This window comes from Actinosynnema sp. CA-299493, from assembly GCF_050946825.1.
Taxonomy (GTDB): Bacteria; Actinomycetota; Actinomycetes; order Mycobacteriales; family Pseudonocardiaceae; genus Actinosynnema.
This window is the reverse complement of record NZ_CP191993.1, coordinates 3,783,113-3,804,531: the sequence shown is the minus strand read 5'-3', so window position 1 is coordinate 3,804,531 and position 21,419 is coordinate 3,783,113. Positions and strand designations below refer to the sequence as shown.

Here is a 21,419-nt window from a genome sequence, read left to right as displayed (position 1 = left end):
GGCGCCGTCGCCGGGATCACGGCACTGGACCTGCTGACCGTCGTGCAGGCCACTTGAGCGACACGCGCCGGTTCCGTGCCGGTGGCGCGGAGAGCACGCACAGGAGGATCTGTGGAGTTGACAGCAACGACAACCATTCGCAAACCCGCGTCGGAGGTCTACGCGTTCTGGCGCGACCTGGAGAACCTCCCGACGTTCATGGCACACCTCGAACAGGTCCGCACCACCGGTGGCCGGACGAGCCACTGGTCGGCCAGTGCCCCATTCGGCAAGGACGTCGAGTGGGACGCGGAGATCACCGACGAGACGCCCGGCGAGAAGATCGTGTGGCGGTCGACCGGGGAGGCCGCCGTGCCGAACGCCGGCACGGTCCGCTTCCTGCCCGCCCCGGACGGTGTGAGCACCGAGGTGTTCGTCGTCCTGGTGTACGAGATCCCGGGCGGCGCGGTCGGCAAGGCGGTCGCCAAGTACTTCGGCGAGGAACCGCACCAGCAGCTCGACGACGACCTGCGCCGGTTCAAGCAGGTCCTGGAGACCGGCGAGGTGGTCCGCTCCGACGGCGCCCCGTGGGGCAAGAGGGCGCGTGAGGAGTTCCCGCAACGGCCGGCGCAACCGTTGTCGGATTCCGAGCTCGCGAAGGGAGCGGACGCATGAGGGCGAACACCTGGGCGGGCCGCAACAAGGTCGAGGTCCGCGACGTGCCGGACCCGAGGATCCTGAACAACCGCGATGCGATCGTCCGGATCACCTCGACCGCGATCTGCGGCTCGGACCTGCACCTGGTCGACGGCTACGTGCCGACCATGCAGGACGGGGACGTCCTGGGGCACGAGTTCATGGGTGAGGTGGTCGAGGTCGGTCCGGGCGTCGACCCGGGCCGGCTGCGCGTCGGGGACCGGGTCGTCGTGCCGTTCCCGATCGCCTGCGGCGCGTGCGCCGCCTGCGCGGCCGAGCTGTACTCCTGCTGCGAGAACTCCAACCCCAACGCCGGGATCGCGGAGAAGATGTTCGGCCACCCGGTCGCCGGGATCTTCGGGTACTCCCACCTGACCGGGGGCTTCGCGGGCGGTCAGGCGCAGTACGCGCGCGTGCCGTTCGCCGACGTCGGCCCGCTGAAGATCGAGTCCGACCTGACCGACGAGCAGGTGCTGTTCCTGTCCGACATCCTGCCCACCGGCTACATGGGCGCCGAGATGTGCGACATCCGACCCAGCGACGTGGTGGCCGTCTGGGGCGCCGGTCCGGTCGGCCAGTTCGCCATGGACAGCGCCCGGCTCCTGGGCGCCGCGCAGGTCATCGCCATCGACAAGGAGCCCTACCGGTTGGAGCTGGCGGAACGGGCGGGCCACACGCCGGTGAACTTCGAGGAGGTCGACGTCCGCTCCCGGCTGCTGGAGCTGACCGGTGGGCGCGGCCCGGACAAGTGCATCGACGCGGTTGGTCTGGAGGCCACCCACGGCAGCGCGCACATCGGCGCCTACGACCGGATCAAGCAGGCGGTGCGGTCGGAGACCGAACGCCCGCACGCGTTGCGCCAGGCGATCATGTCGTGCCGCAGTGGCGGCGTGGTCTCGGTGATCGGCGTGTACGGCGGCCTGCTGGACAAGTTCCCCGCCGGCGCGTGGATGAACCGATCGCTGACCCTGCGCACCGGGCAGTGCCACGTGCAGCGCTACATGAAGCCGCTGCTGGAGCGCATCGAGCGCGGGGAGATCGACCCGACCCGGATCATCACCCACACCCTGCGGCTCGACGAGGCGGAACGCGGCTTCGAGATCTTCAAGAACAAGCAGGACAACTGCGAGAAGGTCGTCCTCAAACCTTGACGGTCACCCACGTCCGGATCACCGCGGCGGGCGTGGTGGCCGGACGCGGTGATCGTTCGGCAGCGCCGGTCCGTCCCATCGGTGCTCGTCGTGGCCGAAGAGCCGGCCCGGCCTTCGCGCGAGCACCGACGAGGAGCACCACCGGTCCCCGGGCGCCGTGAGGTGACCGGTCTGCGGGGCCGGCTGCGCCTGCTGGTCAAGCTCAGACAATCGTTTGTAGACAACGACTGTCGCCGGTGGCCGGCCGGACCCGGAACTCGATGTCGTCCCGCAGCCGGACCAATGGCTCCGGCAGTTCCTTCACCCTTTCGGGCGGCCCGTTCACCCGTCACGGCCGGCCAGTGGTCGTCGTGCCCCGACGGTCGTGGCCTCTCGGTCCGCTTAGGACCGCGAGGCCGCTGCCTGCTTGGCGTAGTCGTAAGCCAGGTGCAGCCAGTCCGACGCCGCGACCGCGGTCAGCGCCGTCATCAGCAGCAGCGTGACGCGCGGACCGAGGACCCGGCCTGCCGTCAACGCGCCGGCGATCCACACCCCGGAGCAGAACGGGCAGGTCACCAGTTCACCGACCGCGTGCCGATGTCCGGCGCGCGCCGACTCGTTGACCTCCGCTTCGCCCGCGGCGCTGTCATAGCGGGTGAACGGCGCCCGCAGCACGCTGGTGACCGAGCTCTTCGCCACCAGCCGGCTCGCCTTGTGCGTGGCCACCGACAGCAACACCACGTCCCTGGTGGACCACCGCTCCGGCAGGCGAACGCCCCGCCGCCTGCCGACAGCGGTCGCCACGCCGACCAGCGCCGCGTACGACAGGAGGGACGTCGCGTAACCGCCCAGCGGCCGCTGTTCGTCACCGGCATAAGTTGATCTGGTGTGACGCCACCACTCGGCTATCGACATGGACGCGGGGTTACCGGTCCGCGCCCGTGCAAACGGTCCTGATGCCTACGGATGCTCGACGCCTCCGCCCACCGCGGTCCCCGCTGTCAGAGCACGGACTACGTCGAAATTCCGGCGTCAACCGGTGGACGTGCGCACGTCGTGCGGGTCGAGGTCGGCTCGGAGTCCCCGGAAGGGGGTGGCGAAGGCGGCCGGCGGTGGTCCAGCCGGCTCCGATGCCGACGTGGCCGGCGTAGCGCAGGACGCCGGTGTGGTCGTGGACGCCGACGAGCAGGGTGCCGTCGAGGACGACCGGTCGACCTGCCACGAGGTCGGACAGAACGCGTACCTCGGGGTAGTCCTCGATGAGGGGCAGGCCGTTGCGGCTGAGCAGGCGCACGTCGTGCCCGCGGCGTAGGCCAGGGCGCGGTAATCGCCCCACTTGAACTCGACCGAGAGGCCGGGTGCGGGTTCGGGTGGCAGCGCGCCCAGCTACGTCGTCGAGGGAGATGTCGGACGTCGACTGTCCGAGAGGTCAGTGGTCGAGCCGCCGTATTCGGCGGAAGCGGGTTCCGGAGCCGCCATTCGGGGGTACACGAACGCCATGAGCGCGGAGGACCTGAATTCGTACGCCGACCCCCAGGGCACCGGATCGCCCGACGCCGCCGAGAACGACCCGGCGGCGTTGAACAGCGCCGAGGACCTCGATGAGGACCGCCTCCGGAAGGACCCGCTGGAGGCGGGGATGGACCCGCCCGAGGACTGGTCCGGCGTGACCAAGTACGGCATGACGCCGTGGGAGGAGTCCCACCCCCGTCCGCTGGACGAGCGGCTCGCCGAGGAGCAGCCCGACGTCGAGCCCGGTGCGCCCGCGCCCGAACCGGTCGACCGGGGCGACCCGTCGGACCTGGGCGGTTCGTCGGAGCCCGGCGAGGAGGTGCTCAGCTTCGACGCCGACGCGATCACTCAGGACGAGCCCGAACTGGTGCGCACCGACCATCCCGAGGAACTCGTGCGGGCCGACCCGGACACGCTGTCGCGCCAGGACGAGATCCGCGCCGAGGCCGTGGGCCGGGGCCAGGCGTCCGACGACTACTGACCCGAGAGCCCGACAGTCGGCGGCGGGGTTCTTGGCCTGCTGCGTCGTCCACTCCCAGGTAGGTGAGCGGTGACACCGGTGATGTGCGCCGTGTTCGAGGGACGCCAGCGCGTAGAGGCGCCTGCCGAGCACGGTGTCGAGGTGGAGGAAGTCCGCCGTGCGGCACAGGGTTGTGGTGGCGTCGATGTGCAGCACCTGACTCGGTGAAATGGCAACTGGGCGAATGCCTGCCGGAGCGTCGAGCGATACGCTGGAAGAGCATCGCCGCCGTTCACCCGATCAGGGGAGCTTTCATTGGCGCGCTTGCGTTTTCTCGCTCACGCCACCGGTGCCGTGGTGCTGACGGCCGTCTTGTCCGCCGTCGTGCTCACCGGTACTGCCAGTGCGTGCAGCTGTACGCCCTACGACACCGAACCACAGCGCTACGCACGAGCCGATCACGTGTTCAGCGGCTACGTGTCCGCGTCCACCGTCCTGGAGCGCGGCAAGCCCGACTACGTCTGGGACGACCTGCGCGCGTACACCGTGCAGGTCGACCAGGAGTACAAGGGCGACGTGCCGGCGACCGTGACCGTGACGACCCACTACGCCGGGTCGATGTGCGGGCTCTCGCTCTACGTCGGCCAGTCGTACCTGGTGTTCGCGTTCGGCGACTCCGCCGACGGCGAGGTGTCGTCCCACTACTGCTCCGGCACCCGCCCGGCGAACGCCGGCCCGCCCGCGACGACCACGGCGATGGCCGCCCCAGCCGCAGCCCCCGCCTGCGCCGCCGCCGCTGCCTGACCGCCCCCGGACCGGATGTGGGTGGCCGCCACCACCCACATCCGGACATCATGTCGCAACGCCTCGGTGACGGCTGTTCACAGCTGACGGCGACCTCGACCCCGCAGTCGAGCGCGGAGCACCGCGTGCCGGGCCCCGGTGCCCAGGTGTCGCTCCCCTCGGGCTCGCACGCGGCCGTGCCGGACGGCGTGGCGCCCGCGGCCGGATGACGGACCGTGGACGTGCTCGTCGCCCTCGAACATGCGCCGCCGATCGCGTTCGAGCAGTGGTACGTGGATGCGTTCGCGGATCGGCGCCCCCGTTGTGCGGACGGCGGACAGGCCGAGGGCGCCGACCGCCCACAGCGCTTCGCGGTCGATGACCGACCCGACGCGTTCGGCGAGCAGGAAGGCAGGGCGGAGTTCGCTCATGGTTTCCGTGGACTCCAGTGCTCGTGCAGGAGGCGTGGTGCACCGCCTCGGGACCAGTGGTGTGCGGCCCGGCACCGATCACGCGGTGCGGGCTTCGAGCGGCACTGCGGAGAGCGGCGGGAACGAGCCCGCGGCGGCATCTCCGGTGGTCACTGGTCACTGCTGCATGTCGGCCATGATGTCCGGCCCGCCGACCGCCGGTCAACGGGTTTTCGGAAGCTCCCGTGCCGGTGCACGGTCCGTTCGCTCAGGCACCGTTCGGCGACGATCTGGGCGTTGGTCCGACCGTCGACGAGGAGTCGCAGAACCTCGGTCTCCCACAGGCTCAGGTCAGGTCCTGTGGGTGTCGATACTCTGCACCGGGCTGCCGACCTGCGGTGATCGTGCATCACCGACCGCAGGAGCATGATCGTGAAGCCTGGCGTTACGACGAGGTCGCCGTGCTGCGTCGGACCCGTGACGCTCCGTCTGCGACTCGGTAGTCCCCGGCCGGAGCCGGGGACTACCGAGGCAACGTCGTCCGGTGCGCTCAGTCGGCGCCGTAGTTCTTGCGCTTTCGCTTGTACCAGCCATTCTGGTAGACGTTCATCACGAAGCCGGTCTTCGCTTGGTGCATGTAGTGCAGTGAGCGGTGATGGCGCACACCGACACGAGACGACACGGGGCCGCTCGATCGCCAGATCCTGTTGCGGTAGAACTTCCGCAACCGACCCATGCGCATGTGCTTGGCATGGCTGGTCGCCCGCGCCCCGTACATGCGCGAGATGCCCTTGCCCACCGCGCCGCCCGCCAGCGCCCAAGCAGCGCTGATCCCGAAGGACTTCCAGTACTTGCGGCCACCCCACCTGCCCGCGCTGCCACGCGCCGCCAGGGCGCCCGCTGCCAGACCTGCACCGAGGCAGAGGCCGGCCGAGGCGAAGACGCAGACGCCGAACGCGGCAACGCCGGCGGCTCGTCCCACGTTCTTCCACGTGAGCCACTTCGGTTTGCGCCACCGGCCGTCGAGGTCCTCGTCGTTGACCGGATCCGAAGGGTAGGTGTACGCGTTGCTGTTTCCGCCCGACACCGGGTCGGTGCTGGTGAAGAGCCCGGTCACCGGGTTGTACAGGCGGACGCCCATGAGGGTCAGGCCCGCACCGGACATCGCACGCTGCTTGGCACCCAGCCAGCCGTACTCGACCTCGCCCGTCGTGGTGCTGTTGACCGCGGAGGGGTTGCCGTACTCGTCGTACGTGCTCCACCCGGCGATCGAAGTCGCGGCGGTGCCCGCAGCCGGAAGGTCGACCGTCGTCACCACGTCGCCGTGGGGGTTGGCGATGGTCAGCTCTGCCGTGCCGGTGTTGTCGACGGTCAGGGCCAAATCGCCGCCGACCAGTTCGGCGTAGCGGCGGGTGACGCCGTTGCGGGTGACCCAGGTCGGGTTGTCAGAGGTGTCGGTGTAGTGCCGGACGGTCTGCGTCGATCCCGCCGTGCCGGTGACGGTCTCGGTGGCGCGGCGGTCGAGGGCGTCGAGGGCAAACGTAGTGGTGACGCCGCCCTGGGCGATGGACTTGGCGAGGTCGTTGTCGTGGTAGGTCAACGCCACGTCGCCGACCTGTGGACGGGGTGCGTCGGAGGCGGGCAGGGTCAGCGTGCGGCCGAACGGGTCGTAGGTGTAGGCGCCCTGACCACCGGCCCCGGTGACGGGGCGATCAGCGGTGTCGAAGGTGCGGTTGACGGTCGTGCCGCCGGTCGTGGTGCAGGAGCCGTCCACTGCGGCGGGGGCGGTGGTCCTGGTGAGGCGGTTGTGGTTGCCGTCGAAGCCGTAGGAGCGGGTGACGCAGGCCGGGGTTTCCGCCGGGTCGGTGATGTCCACGCCGGTGGTCGCGGCGGTGCGGTCGCGGACCTGGGTGAGCCTGCCCGCGGCGTCGTAGGTGTAGGCGCGGTCGTAGGGGACGGCGTCACCGGGGCCGCTGCCGGCGGGGCCGGTGAAGGCGCTGCCCTCCGGGGTCCACTCGTGGGCTACACGGCCGGTGACGTCGTTGTCCTGGGACCAGGCGAGCCAGCCGCCGTCGGGGTCGACGGTGGTGGTCCCGTCCTCCTCCACCGCGGTGACCCGGCCGGTGTAGCGCAGGCCCACCGGTTCGCCGGCGTTGTCGAGGTCGGTGTGCCGGGTGATGCCGCCGGGCAGCTTCTGGACCACCAGGCCGCCGTCGGCGTCGTAGGCCCCCGTCGACGTCCACGTGGAGCCGGCGGTGGTCACCTCGACCTTGGTGGCCAGGCCACGGCGTTCGGTCCTGCCGGCGGCGTCGGCGCCGTCGTAGGTGTAGCGGGTGGACCCGTTGGCGTCGGTCACGGTCGCCACGGCGCCGGAGGCGTCGTAGACGGTGGTGGTGGCCGTTTCCCCGGAGGGCTGGTAGGTGGTCTGCCGACCCCAGGAGTCGTACCCGGTGGTCACCGTGCCGGCGGTCGAGCCGTCGGTGTTCTTCGCGGTCACCTTGGTGGCCGCGCCGGTCAGCGGGTCGTACTCGGTCTCCTTGCGGGTGTTCGGCGTCGACCCGGTCAGACCGGTGACGGCCGTCGAGGTGGACGCCGTGCGGCCGTCGGGCAGGTAGGTGGTCGTGGACGTCCTGGTCACCGCGCCGGAGGTCTCCACCACCGTGGTCGGCGAGAGCAGGTAGGTGAACCCGGTCGTGGTGGTCGTGGGCAGGGTCGGCCCCGAACTGGGCGCGGCGGCCGGGAAGGTCTTGCAGACCAGGCCCGCCCACTGCGGTTTCCCGCCGCACTCGGCGTGCGCGGGGTTCGCCGCGACGGTGTGGTGCACGGTCCTGGTGGTGCCCGCGTCCGCGCCGTTGGAGGCCGGCTGCCGGGTCTCGACGGCACGGCCCTCGGTGTCGTAGCGGGTGACCTGGACGATGTCGCCCGCGGTCGGCGTGCCGTCGAGGTCGACATCGGTGGTCACCCGGCCCGGCAGGCTCAGCGCCCACCCGGCCGCGTCGCCCGCGACGGGGGCGGCGTAGTCGGTGAGGGTGCGCGAGACCACCTCGACGTCCTGGCCGGTGCCGGGGTCGTGGGCGAACGCCGTCTCCGCGGTCGCCAACCGGTAGGGCAGCGTCGTCGCCGGGTTGATCCCGCCGTTGGGCGCGCCCTGGTCGAAGTCGGTGCGTGTGTGGGTGCGCAGCCAACGCAGCGAGCCGTCGCGCAGCGCGGCCGTCCGCGCCGGGCCGTAGGTGTCGGTGACCAGGGTGCCCGCCGGGGTCACCACGGTGGCGCCGTTGACGATGTCGGCGTTGTAGGTGGTGATCGTGGCCAACTGGTCGGCGGTGGCAGCGGGGGGAAGCTGCTGGTCGACGATCAGCCGCAGGGGCCGTTCGTCGAGTTCGCGCACCACGTTGCCCTGGGCGTTGTAGTCGGTGGCGGTGTGCTGCCAGGCTCCCGCGCCGTACTTGGCGGTGTTGACGGTGTAGCCCTGGGCGTCGGTGTACCGCAGGTCGGCGTGTTCCCAGTCCCCGGCGGCGATGTTCGCCGCTGAGGTCGAGCTCACCGGGTGGTCGGGGCCGAAGACGGCGAAGCCCTTCACCGGCGCGACGGCCTGGTTCCAGCGCCCGACCGAGCCGGCCGACAGGTCGGGCAGACCGGTGCCGGTGGTCGGCACGTCGTAGACGAACGAGGCCAGGGTCGCGACGCCGCCCGTCGGGTCGCCCGCGGGTCGGTCGCGCTTGACGGCTGCCAGCTTGACGTTCGGTGTGGCGGTGTAGGCGAGCTGGAAGGGGACCTGGCCCGCCGGTTTCACCGACGTGAGCCGGTTGCCGGAGTCGTAGCCGTAGGTGGTGCCGAGGTTGTCGCGCGGGTCGGTGGCCGTCGCCAGGCGTCCGGCCGTGTCGTAGGTGTAGGCCGCGACCTTGACCGCGTCCATGCCGGGACCGCCGGTCTTGTCGGGGTTGAAGATGTCCAGCCACGCGGCGACCAGCCGCCCGTTGGCCGACCCGGAGGTGCCGTACTCCAGCCGCAACGACCGGCAACCCACCGCGTTGGTGTAGACGCCCTGGGCGTCGGTGCAGACGACACCGGGCGCGGCGGGCGCGAGGATGCGGGTCACGCGGCCGGTCGCGGGGTCGTAGGTGTAGGTGGTCTTCCCCACGACCCCGGCCTCGGTGATGCCCGCCGGCCGGAACTTCCCGGCCGCGCCGGCTGTCGGAGCGTCTGCGGTGGTCGTGGCGAAGGTGGTGATCGTGCCGTCGTCCTCGGTGTAGGCGATGGTGGTCGCCGCGCCGCTGCCCGTCACGGTCAACTTGCCGGCATCGAGCGCGGTGTCCTCGTCGGCGGCCACCCAGGTTCCGGTCTGGAAGGACGCCGTGGTGCGTCGGGCTGCGTTCGGGGACTCGAACACCAGGGCGCTGCCGTCGCCGTCGAGCAGCACGATGGTGCCGTCGACGCGGGTGCTGTCGATGACCCGCATCCCGGCCACGCCGGCGTCGGCGCCGTCGAACTGCGCGGTCCAGCCGGGGCCGAAGACGCCGGTGACCGCGTCCGTGGCGCCGGCGAACGTGGAGTGCGACCGGGACAGGGACAGGTCGCCGGTGTAGCCGGGCACCGACACGTCGGTCGCGGAGGTGTTGAACTCGCCGGTCCACAGGGCGACCTGGCCGGGGCCGGCTTCCGAGACCGGGAAACCGTTGCCGAAGGCGTGCGGTAGGCGCTGCACGGTGGCGCCGGGGGCTTGGGACCAGGTGCACTGCTCGGTGGTGCCGTACTTGAAGCAGACCTGGATGTCGAGTTTGACCGGGATCCGGTCGTTCAGCGTGGTGGGCTGGGTGCCAGCGGTGTCGGGGTCGGCGTCCAGGTTCGCGTCGGTCTTGGCGAGGTTCGTGTCCCAGAGGGCGTTGACGTTGACGCCGCCGGCGCCGTTGTCGGTCACCGGCAGGTCGGTCGCGTCGTTCCAGCCGGTCAGGTCGTTGTTCCCACCGTAGCCGGAGACGCGCCACTTCACCTTCGCGGTCACCGACGAGGCGGTTCCCCTCGGCGGGCCGGAGGCTGTGACGCGGATGTTGTCGGTGGTGGTGATCCGGGGGGTCGAGGTCGGCGAGGTCAGCGTCGTGCCGCCCCAGCCGAACTTGTGGGTCCGGTTCGGCGAGAGCTTGCCGGCCGGGGTCTCGGCCTGCACGACGATGGTGTGCAGGCCCGCCTTGTCCTTCGGGAAGGTCACGGTGTGCTTCGCGACCGCCGGGTCGTTCGACGGGGTGATCTTGATCTGGCCTTCGGCGCCACCGGTGAAATTCGCCGCCGGGCGGTTGCCGTCCACGATGAGCCTCAGGTAGCCCGGTGCGTTGTAGCCGGTGCCGGTCGCGGTGATCGTGCACGTGACGTCCGTGGCGGGCGGGTTGTCCTGCCAGGTGTCGCTCACGTCGTACGGCGCCGGACACGACACGACGGGCGACGCCGGGGTCGCCGCACCTGTGCGCAGCCGCTGGTTGTAGTTGACCCAGGGGCCGTCGAGCCGGCCGTCGTTCGCCTTCGCCCGGACGTAGAGCAGGGTGTTGTCCGGCAGGTCCGTCGCCGGACGGCAACCGGCCGTCGTGCCGGACGCGTAGACCGACGACGTGCAGGTGCCCTTCAGGCTGAAGGTCGAGCCCGTGCCCGTGTAGAACTCGAAGACGTACTTCACCGTGTTGCCGTCCGGGTCCGTCGCCTTCGTCCGCACCCAGGGGCGCAGGCTCGACGAGTACAGCCACGAACTCGTCTCGCCCGGCGCCGCGTACGCGACGGCCTCGCTCGGCTCCACGGTCGCCGGCGCGCCCGGCGGTCGGTTGTAGGTGTAGGAGACGTACGGGTCGGCCGAGCTCTCGCTGGAGTGGAACCGCTTCCAGGAGTTGGAGTCCGCCTCGTTGCCGGCCGCCAGCACCATGCCGCCGACGGTGTAGGGCGCGTTCGACCACGCCTGCACCAGAGGGGTGATCGGCACCGACATCCGTCCCGCCGGGCAGCCGCTGTCATGCCCCTTGGCCACGCTCGTCGACCCGTACTGCGAGCCGAACGTCGGCTGCGCGGTCCACCGCGTGGCCGTGGACGCCAGCTCGTAGGTGCTGCGGACGATCATCGTCGACGCGGTGCACGAGTAGGACCACGTCTCGAACATCGACAGGTGCGCGCTCACGATCTGCTTGCCCTTGAACGGGGCTACGGAGAAGTTGAGGAACGACCGCGCCTTGACCGCGCCGCCGTTGTAGGTGCCCAGCTTCAGCTCCGACGAGGTGGACTGGTCGGTGGTGTAGTCCGACTGGACCCAGGTGTCGAAGCTGGAGTACGCCGTGCCGACCGCGTAGGTCGGGTCCACGGTGATCGGGTAGGTCCGCTTGGGATCGTTGAACCAGACCGGGTCGGGGGTGACCACGAGGGTGGTGGACCCGTCGGCGGCGGTCTCGGCGGAGATGCCCACCGCGGCGCGGTTGACGTGCTCGCCGCTGCGCTCGTCGACCTCGGCGTCCCACATCAGCGGCACCGGGATGCTGGAGTGCACCTCGTCCTTGGCGCCGAGGAAGTCGATCGTGCCGTCGGGCTGCTGCCTCGCGGTCAGCCCCTTGACGCGCAGGGGAATCCGCCACACCGGCGCGGTGGCCGGGCGGGTCTTGACCACGAAGTCGTACTCGAAGCCCGACCGGCGGGTGTGCAGCACCAGGTCGACACCGGGCTCCACGTCCGGGTAGGTGGCCTTGGTCCCGTCCAGCTTCGGTTCCGGCAACGTCCAGGGCGCCAACCACTCGACCTGACGCGCCTGGTCGGCCGCCGCCGTGACGAAGGACGTCCCGGCCTTGGCGTTCCTCCTCCCCAGCTTCAGGCCCAACGGGTGGCCGGTCGGGGCCACGCTGCCATCCCGGTCCTTGCGCCACTTCAGGTCCACCGTGCGCCAGTGGCCGCCGGGGTCCTTGAAGCGGATCGGCGCGCCGTGGGCCTCCGTGGTCAACGTCCCGTCCGGGTTCGACCACGTGGACGACGTCTCGGTCCGCATCGACTCCACCTCGACGCGCGAGCCCTGCGCCCGCGCGCTGACCGCCGCCGACACGACGTCCGGCCGCGACTCCACCGGGGCCGTCGCCGCGGGCGTCGGCTCCGGTGGGGCCGCGGCCGCGGGAGGAGCGATCGTCTCCGCGGTGCTCGCGGCGAGCACCAGGGCCAACGCCGTTGCCAAGAACCTCGTCCTGCGTGATGACCCGTTCGCTGAGCGCGCTAACGGTACGACCACAGTTCCCCCCGGGTGTGCGAAGCGACGTGCGCTGGAGTTCCACCCATCCCGACTGCGGTCCCCCGACCACACCCGACCGCGGGCACCCCTCCAGCTCGCGGTCGAATTCACGTCAGTTGATGAGGCTCGGGCAACCGTAAACTCAGCTCAAGAGGCCTGTCAACGCGGGCAAATGGATGAACCGCTTCTCCTTCACCTCAGTTGTCGGGGCGGTAGGCTGTCGCCATGTCGGACCACGTCGGTTCCCTCGCGGCCAAGGTGGACCACCTGTTCCGGTCCGTCCGCCCGCGCGACGGCGGCGAGTACACGTTCGAAGAGGTCGCCGCGGCGATCCGCGCCAAGCAGGGCCCCACGATCTCCGCGACCTACCTGTGGCAGCTGCGCAAGGGCATCCGCGACAACCCCACCAAGCGCCACCTGGAAGCGCTGGCCGGGTTCTTCGGCGTGCCGCCCGCGTACTTCTTCGACGACGCGCAGACCGAGCGCATCGACGCCGAACTGACGCTGCTCACCGCGCTGCGCGACGCGCCGGTGCGGCAGATCGCGCTGCGCGCCAACGGGCTGTCCGCCAAGAGCCTGGAAGCCATAGCCGAGATGGTCGACCGGGTCCGCGAGCTGGAAGGACTGCCCCACCCGAGCCCTCCGGGCAGCGAGGCGTGAACCGGTCCGGCTTGCGCAGGCGCCACGCCGCCCTCCTGCGCGACCTGCCCACGCCCGTGCCGTTCGACGTGCGCGAGCTGTGCCGGCAGGTCGCCGCGCGCCGGGGCAGGCCGATGCGGCTGGTTCCCCTGAGTGGCCTGGGGGACGTCTGCGGCCTGTGGATCGCCACGGACACCACCGACCTGATCTTCCACGAGAGCGGCACGACGCCACCGCACCAGGAGCACATCATCCTGCACGAGTTGGCCCACGTGCTGTGCGACCACTACCCGGTGTCGCTGTCCGCGACCGAGCGGGCCCGGGTGCTGTTCCCCAGCCTGGACCCGGAGGTCGTGCGGCGAGTCCTCGGGCGGGCCGGCTACTCGTCGGAGGAGGAGCGGGAGGCGGAACTGCTCGCCTCCCTCATCCGCCAGCGCGACGCGCCGGGCTCGTCGCTCACCGCCTGGCTGCGCAGTGCCCTGGGCGGCGGGCGTTATGGGTGAGGTGCTGCGCCAGTGGGCGCCTGCGGTGCTCGCGTGGGCGTTGGTGCTCACCCGTGACAGCGGCGAGGGCGCGCGCCGCTGCGTGCGGTGGGTGCTGCTGGGCCTCGCGTGCTCGTTGACCACGCAGGTGCCCGTCGTGTACGCGGCGCTGGGACGGCTGTCCGGGGAGTCCCACGCGGCGCGGTTGGTCAGCCACGCGGGAATGCTGTTCACCGCCTGGGCGGCCCAGGAGTTCATGGCCCGCGTGAACGGCCTGCCGCGTGGTTCGCGGTGGCACGCCAGGTGGATAGCCGCGGCCTTCGCGCTGATGTGCGTGCTCTTCGCCGCGCTGCCCGACCTGCTGCCGCAGTCGCCCTGGGTCATGGAGTACAGCCTGACCTACGTCGCCGGGCAGGTGCCCGCCTTCGCCGCGGTGATCCTGCTGGGCCTGCGCTACGCCCGGCGGGCGCAGGACCGGGTCCTGCGGGTCAGCCTGCGGCTGGTCGTCGCCGGCACCGCGTTGGGGCTGCTGTACCTGCTCGACAAGTCCGTGCTGGCGATGGCGCCCAGGCTCGGCTTCGAGTTCCCGTTCGGTCGCACCGCCCTGCCGGGCAAGGTCCTCCCCACCACGGCGTACGTGCTGGTCCTGGTCGGCGCCGCGCTGCCCGCCGCGCGGGACTGGCTGGACCGCTACCGACTGCACCTCGGGCTGGGCCCGCTGTGGCGGGCGCTCTACCGCGCCGACCCGGCCATCGCGCTGGACCCGCCGACCGTGCCGGACGTCCTGGTGCTACGCCACCTGCGGCTCCGCCTGTACCGCCGGGTGATCGAGATCCGCGACGGACTGCTGGCCCTCCAGCCCTACCGCACCCCCGACGCCACCACGTCCGCCCACGCCCGCGCCGCCGCGGCCGGACTCACCGGCCGCGCCCTCGAAGCCGCCGTCGAGGCCGAGGCCGTGGCGGCGGCCCTGCGCGCCCGTGCCGTCGGCGCCCCGCCCACCTCCGAACCCGTCCCGGTCAACGGCGGCGCGGACCTCGTCGAGGACACCCTCTTCCTCCGCCAGGTCTCCGCCGCCTACCGCGCCACCACGGGAGACCGACCTGCTCCTCGACCCCTTCCCGGCCTCGGCGCCGCCGACCACATCCGGTGACACGAGTCCGTCCGGCTCCTGCTCTCGGTGTGGCGAGGTGATGCACACGGATACCGGACCGCTGCGCCGATACGTCGCCGAAGTGCTGTTCACGCGCGTCGCGGGCCCGGACGGCGAGGCTCACCTCTCGCATCCACGACACGCCAGGACTGCGGTGGTCCACTCCGGACCGGCCGATCCGCCGGGTGCACGGTGACACGGCGATGTCCACCAGCGGCTTGCGCGCTGCTGCCGCACCCACCGGCGATGGCCGCCGTGTCCGGGCACTCGGCCTACCGCGACGCACCCTCTGGCATGTACGAGGGCTCGCAGTACCAATGGACGCGGCCCAGTCCACACGACGACGGAATATCGCGATTCTCAGCCCGGAAGGAGTCCGCTTCCAGCACGCTGTCGGTTACTTGGAGACACAACTCACCGTCGATTTGCCGCCAATTCTCGAACACAACGACGCACCGAAACCGCAGGTCACACTGCCATGTCACGACTTTGGCGCCGCCCTGAGCCGTGTTGGGCGAGGTAATGGTCGCACCCCGCCCTGTCAGGAACGCACGACAGGTCGGGGAGACGGCGAGCGGCCGGCCGCCTTCGGGCGAGGTGGCCGGCCGTTCGCCGGATGTCAGGCCGATGGTGGTTTGGTGACCCGGTAGTGCTCGCCCGTGACGGTCATCGTCTGGCCCCGGTAGTTGCGCAGCGCCAGGCCGTCCTCGACCACCTCGTGGTAGGGCTGGCTGACCGGGATCTTCCCGATCCTGGTGGTCAGCACGTACTGCGGCACGCCGAAGCCCGTCATGTGCCCCTGCAACGCCTCCATGATCTCCCAGCCCTTCTCGATCGAGGTCATGAAGTGGGAGACGCCGGTGACGTTGTCGCAGTGGTAGAGGTAGTACGGGCGGGCCCGGATGCGGAGCAGTTCCGTCATCAGCTTGCGCATCGTGTCCACGTCGTCGTTGATGCCCTTGAGCAGCACGGTCTGGTTGCCGACCGGCACGCCGTGGCGCAGCAGCCGGTCCACGGCCGCCGCCGACTCGGGGGTGATCTCGCGCGGGTGGTTGAAGTGGGTGTTCAGCCACACCGGGTGGTACCGGGACAGCATCTCGCAGAACTCGTCGGTGATGCGCTGCGGCAGCAGCACGGGGAACCTGCTGCCGATGCGGATGATCTCGACGCTGGGGATGGCGCGCAGGCCGGAGATGATCGTCTCCAGCTTCTCGTCCCGGTAGGACAGCGGGTCGCCGCCGGTGAGCAGGACGTCGCGGATCTCCGGGTGCTCCCGGAGGTAGCGGAAGTCCTCCTCGAAGTCGCCGCCCTCGTTGTCGCGGAAGTACGTGCCCTCCACGTCGGTGGTGTGGAACTTCCTGGTGCAGTGGCGGCAGTACACCGGGCACGACTCGGTGATCAGCATGATCACCCGGTCCGGGTACTTGTGCACGATGCGGTTGGTCTTGCGGTAGAACATGTCGCCGACCGGGTCCACGTCGGCGTCCGGGAACTCCAGCAGCTCGCCGTGCGCCGGCACGGCCTGCAACCGGATGGGGCAGTCCGGGTCGTCCGGGTCCATCAGGGACGCGTAGTACGGCGTGACGCTCCAGCGGTACTTGCCCGCCGTCCCGGCGATCGCCTCTTCCTCCTCCGGGCTGACCTTCACCCACTCGCGCAGCTTGTCGAGGGTCGTGACGCGGTTGCGCATGTGCCAGCGCCAGTCCGACCACTGCTCGGCGGAAGGTGCTCCCGGCGCCGCTGCGGGCGCGGCGAATGACTCCGACATCTGTGGCTCCGTTGCTCAGGAGGTGACTGGAAGCTGCTGCAGGCGGCGTTCGCGCCGCACGACCGCGGGCTCGGCGGCCCCGGTGGTCGCGGCGGTCGAGAGGACCGCGGCCAGCTCCGCCACGGTCGGTGTCTCGAAGAGTTGGCGCACGGGCAGATCGCGGTGCAGCTCGGCGCGCAGGCGCGTGACCACCTGCGTGGCGAGCAGCGAGTGCCCGCCCAGGGCGAAGAAGTTCGCGTGCAGACCCACGCGGTCCACGCGCAGCAGGTCGCACCAGACGGCGGCGACGGCCACCTCGACGTCCGTGCGGGGCTCGACGTGCTCCTCGTCGCCCGCGCGGTCCGGTTCGGGCAGGGCGGCCCGGTCCACCTTGCCGCTGCGGTTGAGCGGCAGCGCGGGCAGCGGGTGCACCGTCGCCGGCACCATGTAGTCCGGCAGCCGGCCGCGCAGGTGCGCCCGCAGCCCGTCGGTGTCCGCGCCGCCCACGACGTAGGCGACGAGGTGCAGGCCGATGCCGGGCAGGTCGCGGGCCACGACGATGGCGTCGGTGACCTCGGCGTGCGCCAGCAGCACCGCCTCGATCTCGCCCAGCTCCACCCGGAACCCGCGCAGCTGCACCTGGGTGTCGATGCGGCCGAGGTAGTCCAGCGTCCCGTCGGGCAGCCAGCGGACGAGGTCGCCGGTGCGGTAGAGGCGCTCGCCGGAGCCGAACGGGTCCGGCACGAACCGGTCGGCGGTGAGGTCGGGCCGGCCGAGGTAGCCCAGGGCCACTCCCCCGCCGCCGACGTGCAGGTCGCCGGGCACGCCGACGCCGACCGGGTTGAGGTGCCGGTCGAGCACGTGCACGCGGGCGCCGGGCACCGGGATGCCGATGGACGGCACCCGCGGCCCGGTCGGCGGCACGGCGCAGCTCGTGGTGACGACCGTGGCCTCCGCCGGGCCGTACAGGTTGATCAGGGTGAACGGCGCGTCGGGCGCGGGGCGCTTGCGCAGCGCGTCACCGCCGGTGCTCAGCACCCGCAGCGGGCTGCCCGCGGGCCACGGCACGTCCAGTGCCAGCTCGCACAGCGGTGTGGGCAGGAAGCCGACCGTGATGGCGTGCTCGGCCAGCCAGCGCACGGCGTGCTCGCCGGAGGCCGTGGTGTCCGGGTCGGCCAGGTGCAGCTCGGCGCCCGCGGTCAGCGCGGACCAGATCTCCAGCACCGACACGTCGAACCCGGTGCCCGCGATCTGGGACACCCGGTCGTGCTCGGTCGTGGCGCAGTCGGCGTTGTACCAGTCGACGCGCAGCGCCAGGCCGCCGTGGTCGAGCAGCACGCCCTTCGGCTGCCCGGTCGAGCCGGAGGTGTGGATGGCGTAGGCCGCGTCGTGCCGGCCGATCGGCACGTCGGGCGCGGGCGCCGGGTCGCGCGGCTCGTCCACCGCCACGACGACGCCGACGAAGCCATCGACCAGGCCGCGGGTCTCCCCCGTCACCAGCACCGCCGCCGCACCGGCCGTGGCCAGCACCTGCGCCACGCGGGCGGCGGGGAACGCGGCGTCCACGGGCGCGTACACCGCGCCGGCGCGCATCGCGGCCAGCGAGCCGATCACGTACTCGAACCCGCGCGGCGCGCACACCACCACCCGGTCGCCGCGACCGACGCCCGACGACACCAGGTGGGCCGCGAGCCGGGCCGACTCCTCGTCCAGCTCCGCGTACGACATGCGCCGGTCGCCCTGCACGAGGGCCGTCGCGCCGGGCCGCCGCACGGCCTGCGCCGCGATCCGCGCGGTCACCGGCTCCCGGTCGCCGACCGCGGGCCTTGGCGTGCCGAACCGCCGCGTGACCAGGTCGCGCTCGTGGTCGGGCAGCACGTCCAGGTCGTGCAGGCGGGCGTCCGGGTCGCGCACGACGGCGCGCAGCAGGGTTTCCCACCGGTCCAGCAGCCGCAGCGCGGTGGCCTCGTCGAACAGGTCGGTGGCGTACTGGAGGTCGCAGTGCAGCCCGTCGTCGTCGACCACGACGACGAACGTCAGGTCGAACATGGCCGCGTTGTCCGCGCCGCGCACCCGTTCGACGGTCACCCCGTCGAGGTCCACAGTGGACCAGCTGCCCTCCTGGTAGTCGAACAGCACCTGGAACAACGGTGTCCGGCTGGAGGACCGTTCCACCCGCAGCAGCTCGACCACCTGCTCGAAGGGCAGGTCCTGGTGCGCGTACGCGGCGGTGACGGTGTCGCGCGCACGGGCCGCCAGCTCGCCGAACCCTGGGTCGCCGGACACGTCCGTGCGCAGCGCGAGGGTGTTGACGAACAGGCCGACGACGCGTTCGGTCTCCTCGGTGGCCCGGTTGGCCGTGGTGCCGCCGACCACGATGTCGGTCTGCCCGCTGTGCCGGGCCAGCAGCGCGTTGAACGCGGCGAACAGCACCAGGTACAGCGTCACGCCGTGCCGGTCGGCGACCGCGCGCAGGCCGTCCACCAGGTCCGCGGGCAGGTCGTGGAACCTGCTGCTGCCCGCGGTGCCGCGCACGGCCGGTCGCGGCCGGTCGGTGGGCAGCTCCAGCAAGGCGGGCGCATCGGCCAGGGTCGTGGACCAGAAGTCCTGCAACCGCACGAGTTCCGCGTCCCGCAGGGACGCGCGCTGCCACCGCGTGTAGTCGGCGTACTGGATCACCGGCGCCGGGGGCACGGTTGCGGTGCGGCCGGTCTCGCGGGCGTAGAACGCGGCCAGCTCGGTGAAGAACAGGTCCTGCGACCAGCCGTCGAACACGAGGTGGTGCCAGGTGAACGCGAGCAGGCTCCGGTCCGGGGCGGTCTGGTGGACGGTGACGCGCAGCAACGGCCCGGCGGTCAGGTCGAACGGCCGGTCCGCCTCCCGCCAGGCTCGCTCGCGGGCCTCCGCCGGCGACGAACCGTCCACGACGGACACGGAGAGCCGCAGCCCGGGCGCGATCCGCTGCACGGGCACGCCGTCCACGACCGCCACCGACGTCCGCAGCGCCTCGTGCCGTGCGACCACCGCGTTCAGGGCGCGTTCCAGGGCGTCGACGCGCAGCGGGCCGGTGACCTCCAGCAGCTCGGCGATGTTGTAGGCGGCGCTGTCCGGTTCGAGCTGGTCGATGAACCACAGGCGCTGCTGGGCGAACGACAGCGGCACGTCCTGCGCCGTCGGCGCCGCGTCGATCACCGGCACGTCGTCCGGCGCGGTCTCGGGCACCAGTGGGGCGAGGTGCGCGGCGAGGTCCTTCAGCACCGGGAACTGGAGCATCTGGCGCACGGTGATGCGCACGCCCCACTTGCGCCGGACCCGCACCACGACCTTGGTGGCCAGCATCGAGTCGCCGCCCGCGCCGCGGAAGAAGTTCTCGTCCCGGCTCACCCGAGCCCGACCGAGCACCCCGGCCCACATGGCGGCCAGCTCGCGCTCGACCGGCGTGGCCGGCTCGACGAAGTCCTCCACGCCCGCGGTGTCGCCCGCACCGACCAGCACCGCCTCGACCGTGCCGTCACGGCGGACCCTCGCCACCCGGCCGTCCTCGCGATCGTCCGTCCACACGCGACCGGGGACACCGGTGGGGACCGGTGCGCCGTAACGGTCGCGCAGCACGGCCTCGGCGCCGTCCAGCACGACGGTCGCCTCCGCCTCGTCGGCCAGCGCGATGTCGCCCACACGAGTGGCCGGCGCGGTCAGCAGGGCGTCGAGCACGACGCGGTAGTGCCCGGCCAGCGCTTGCACGGTCGGCCGGTCGAACAGGTCGGTGGCGTACTCGAAGCGGCACTCCACGCCGTGCTCGTCGTACTCCACGGCCAGCTCGACGTCGAACTTCGCGGTGTCGTTGTCCAGCGCCCGCAGCCGCACGTCCAAGCCGGTCATCGCCGGTGGCGGCGTGGTGGCGTTGACCGAGCACATCACCTGGAACACCGGGTTCATGCCCGCGCCGCGCTGGGCGTCCAGCGCGTCCACCACCCGGTCGAACGGCACGTGCTGGTGGGTGAGGGCGTCCAGGACCTCCGCCGTCACCCGCTCGGCCACCTGGGCCAGCGTCGGGTTGTCGGACAGGTCCACCCGCAGCGCGACCGTGTTGGCGAAGAACCCGACGGCGGACTCCCAGTCCTCGCGGGTCCGGTTGACCACCGGCACGCCGACGATCACCCGGTCCTGGTCGCCGTACCGGTGCAGCAGCACCGCGAGCGCGGTCGTCACGCCGGTGAACAGGGACGTGCCGCCGAGGCGGGTGCGGAGGTCGTCGGGCACCGCCACCGGCACGTTGTCGCCGCGCGTGCTCGACCCGTCCGGTCGCGGCCGGTCGGCCGGGATGCCCGCCTCGCCCAGGTGGCCGGACAGGCGGTCGCGCCAGTGCGCGAGCTGCGCCGCGAACAGCGGACCGCCCGCCTGCTCCGCCTCCCACACCGCGTAGTCGGCGTACTGGGCGGCCGGCGGCAGGTCGGCGGGCACGCCGCGGGCGCGCGCGGAGTACAGCTCGCCGAACTCGCGGAACAAGGTGGTCTCGGACCAGCCGTCGGTGACGACGTGGTGCAGGTTCAGCACGAAGTGGTGCAGCTGGTCGTCCACGCGCAGCAGCGACGCCCGCACCAGCGGCTCGCCGTCCAGCCGGAACGGGCGGGCGGCGGCGGACCGGATGGCCTCGTCGGCCGCCGGGTCGCGTTCGGCGGCGGACAGCGCGCGCAGGTCCAGCACCTCGCGCGGCAGCGGTCGTGCCTCGCCGATCACCTGGAAGACCTCGTCGTCCACCACCTCGAACGTCGTCCGCAGCACCTCGTGCCGCGCCACCAGGTCGTCCAGCGCCGACCACAGGGCGCCCTCGTCCAGCGCCCCGCGCAGCCGCAGCACGAACGGCACGTTGTAGGCGGCGTTGGGACCGTTGAGCTGGTCGAGGAACCACAGGCGGTTCTGCGCGGCCGACGTCGGGACCCGGTCGGGTCGTTCGGTAGTCCGCACCGGCTCGGCCGGCGCGCGCCCACCGGACGGCATCCCCGACGAGAGCATCCGGCGCAGGAGCTCCCGCCTGGCTTGCGCGACACTGTCAGCCATCGTCATCCCATCCGTTCACGGACATGCGCGGACGCGCCCGCCCCGGTCGGACCACAGGCGCGGCGGCATCGTGCGTCGGGGTACTCGAACAGCGCTCCGGAAGATTTCCGGTGTGCCACCACCCACATTT

Annotated in this window: 14 protein-coding genes; 8 read left to right on the top strand and 6 right to left on the bottom strand. The window is 71.8% G+C overall.

The features are described 5' to 3' along the window. Positions 1 to 111 precede the first annotated feature (111 nt). Both ACQPYE_RS17010 and ACQPYE_RS17005 read left to right on the top strand, forming a co-directional pair. The gene (locus ACQPYE_RS17010) at positions 112 to 654 is read left to right on the top strand and encodes an SRPBCC family protein (protein ID WP_498722289.1); all 543 of its coding nucleotides are present in this window, start codon (positions 112 to 114) and stop codon (positions 652 to 654) included. Then, positions 651 to 1,826, top strand: coding sequence for a zinc-dependent alcohol dehydrogenase (locus ACQPYE_RS17005; RefSeq protein ID WP_498722288.1), 1,176 nt, complete (start codon positions 651 to 653; stop codon positions 1,824 to 1,826). The genes ACQPYE_RS17010 and ACQPYE_RS17005 overlap by 4 nt, the downstream gene beginning before the upstream one ends. Before the next feature lie 381 nt (positions 1,827 to 2,207). Here ACQPYE_RS17005 and ACQPYE_RS17000 read toward each other — a convergent pair whose 3' ends face one another. Beyond that, a complete protein-coding gene (locus ACQPYE_RS17000; RefSeq protein ID WP_498722286.1) occupies positions 2,208 to 2,720 on the bottom strand; it encodes a DUF1360 domain-containing protein in 513 nt (170 codons plus the stop codon). A gap of 223 nt (positions 2,721 to 2,943) precedes the next feature. On the opposite strand from ACQPYE_RS17000, the gene ACQPYE_RS16995 reads away from it, so the two are divergent. From ACQPYE_RS16995 to ACQPYE_RS16985, 3 genes are all read left to right on the top strand, one after another. Continuing rightward, entirely contained in the window at positions 2,944 to 3,117 is a 174-nt protein-coding gene (locus ACQPYE_RS16995; protein WP_498722285.1) for a hypothetical protein, read from the top strand. A 186-nt stretch (positions 3,118 to 3,303) separates the two neighbouring features. Continuing rightward, positions 3,304 to 3,798 (top strand): hypothetical protein, encoded by a 495-nt coding sequence (locus ACQPYE_RS16990; RefSeq protein WP_498722284.1) that lies wholly within the window; start codon positions 3,304 to 3,306, stop codon positions 3,796 to 3,798. 303 nt (positions 3,799 to 4,101) lie between these two features. Further along, entirely contained in the window at positions 4,102 to 4,581 is a 480-nt protein-coding gene (locus ACQPYE_RS16985) for a hypothetical protein (protein ID WP_498722283.1), read from the top strand. Between the two features lie 77 nt (positions 4,582 to 4,658). On the opposite strand, the gene ACQPYE_RS16980 is transcribed toward ACQPYE_RS16985, so the two are convergent. The 3 genes from ACQPYE_RS16980 to ACQPYE_RS16970 all read right to left on the bottom strand — a co-directional run bounded on the left by ACQPYE_RS16980 (position 4,659) and on the right by ACQPYE_RS16970 (position 12,156). Further along, the gene (locus tag ACQPYE_RS16980) at positions 4,659 to 4,991 is read right to left on the bottom strand and encodes a hypothetical protein (protein WP_498722282.1); all 333 of its coding nucleotides are present in this window, start codon (positions 4,989 to 4,991) and stop codon (positions 4,659 to 4,661) included. A 149-nt stretch (positions 4,992 to 5,140) separates the two neighbouring features. Next, on the bottom strand, positions 5,141 to 5,380 hold the full coding sequence (locus ACQPYE_RS16975) for a LuxR C-terminal-related transcriptional regulator (protein WP_498722932.1): 240 nt from the start codon (positions 5,378 to 5,380) through the stop codon (positions 5,141 to 5,143). 140 nt (positions 5,381 to 5,520) lie between these two features. After that, on the bottom strand, positions 5,521 to 12,156 hold the full coding sequence (locus ACQPYE_RS16970; RefSeq protein WP_498722281.1) for a DNRLRE domain-containing protein: 6,636 nt from the start codon (positions 12,154 to 12,156) through the stop codon (positions 5,521 to 5,523). Positions 12,157 to 12,435: 279 nt separating this feature from the next. Between ACQPYE_RS16970 and ACQPYE_RS16965 the strand changes: the two genes are divergently transcribed. From ACQPYE_RS16965 to ACQPYE_RS16955, 3 genes are read left to right on the top strand one after another with little or no spacing between them, the layout of a single operon-like run. Beyond that, positions 12,436 to 12,870, top strand: a complete 435-nt coding sequence (locus tag ACQPYE_RS16965) for a helix-turn-helix domain-containing protein (protein ID WP_498722280.1) — start codon at positions 12,436 to 12,438, stop codon at positions 12,868 to 12,870. Next, the gene (locus tag ACQPYE_RS16960; RefSeq protein ID WP_498722279.1) at positions 12,867 to 13,352 is read left to right on the top strand and encodes a hypothetical protein; all 486 of its coding nucleotides are present in this window, start codon (positions 12,867 to 12,869) and stop codon (positions 13,350 to 13,352) included. Before ACQPYE_RS16965 ends, ACQPYE_RS16960 begins: the two co-directional genes overlap by 4 nt. Continuing rightward, positions 13,345 to 14,484 (top strand): MAB_1171c family putative transporter, encoded by a 1,140-nt coding sequence (locus ACQPYE_RS16955; protein WP_498722278.1) that lies wholly within the window; start codon positions 13,345 to 13,347, stop codon positions 14,482 to 14,484. Before ACQPYE_RS16960 ends, ACQPYE_RS16955 begins: the two co-directional genes overlap by 8 nt. A 619-nt stretch (positions 14,485 to 15,103) precedes the next feature. On the opposite strand, the gene blsG is transcribed toward ACQPYE_RS16955, so the two are convergent. Continuing rightward, complete coding sequence (gene blsG, locus ACQPYE_RS16950) at positions 15,104 to 16,252, bottom strand: arginine 2,3-aminomutase (protein WP_498722277.1); 1,149 nt, start codon at positions 16,250 to 16,252, stop codon at positions 15,104 to 15,106. A 15-nt stretch (positions 16,253 to 16,267) separates the two neighbouring features. Next, positions 16,268 to 21,289: an amino acid adenylation domain-containing protein gene (locus ACQPYE_RS16945; protein ID WP_498722276.1), complete on the bottom strand. Its 5,022-nt coding sequence runs from the start codon at positions 21,287 to 21,289 to the stop codon at positions 16,268 to 16,270. Between the last annotated feature and the right edge of the window lie 130 nt (positions 21,290 to 21,419).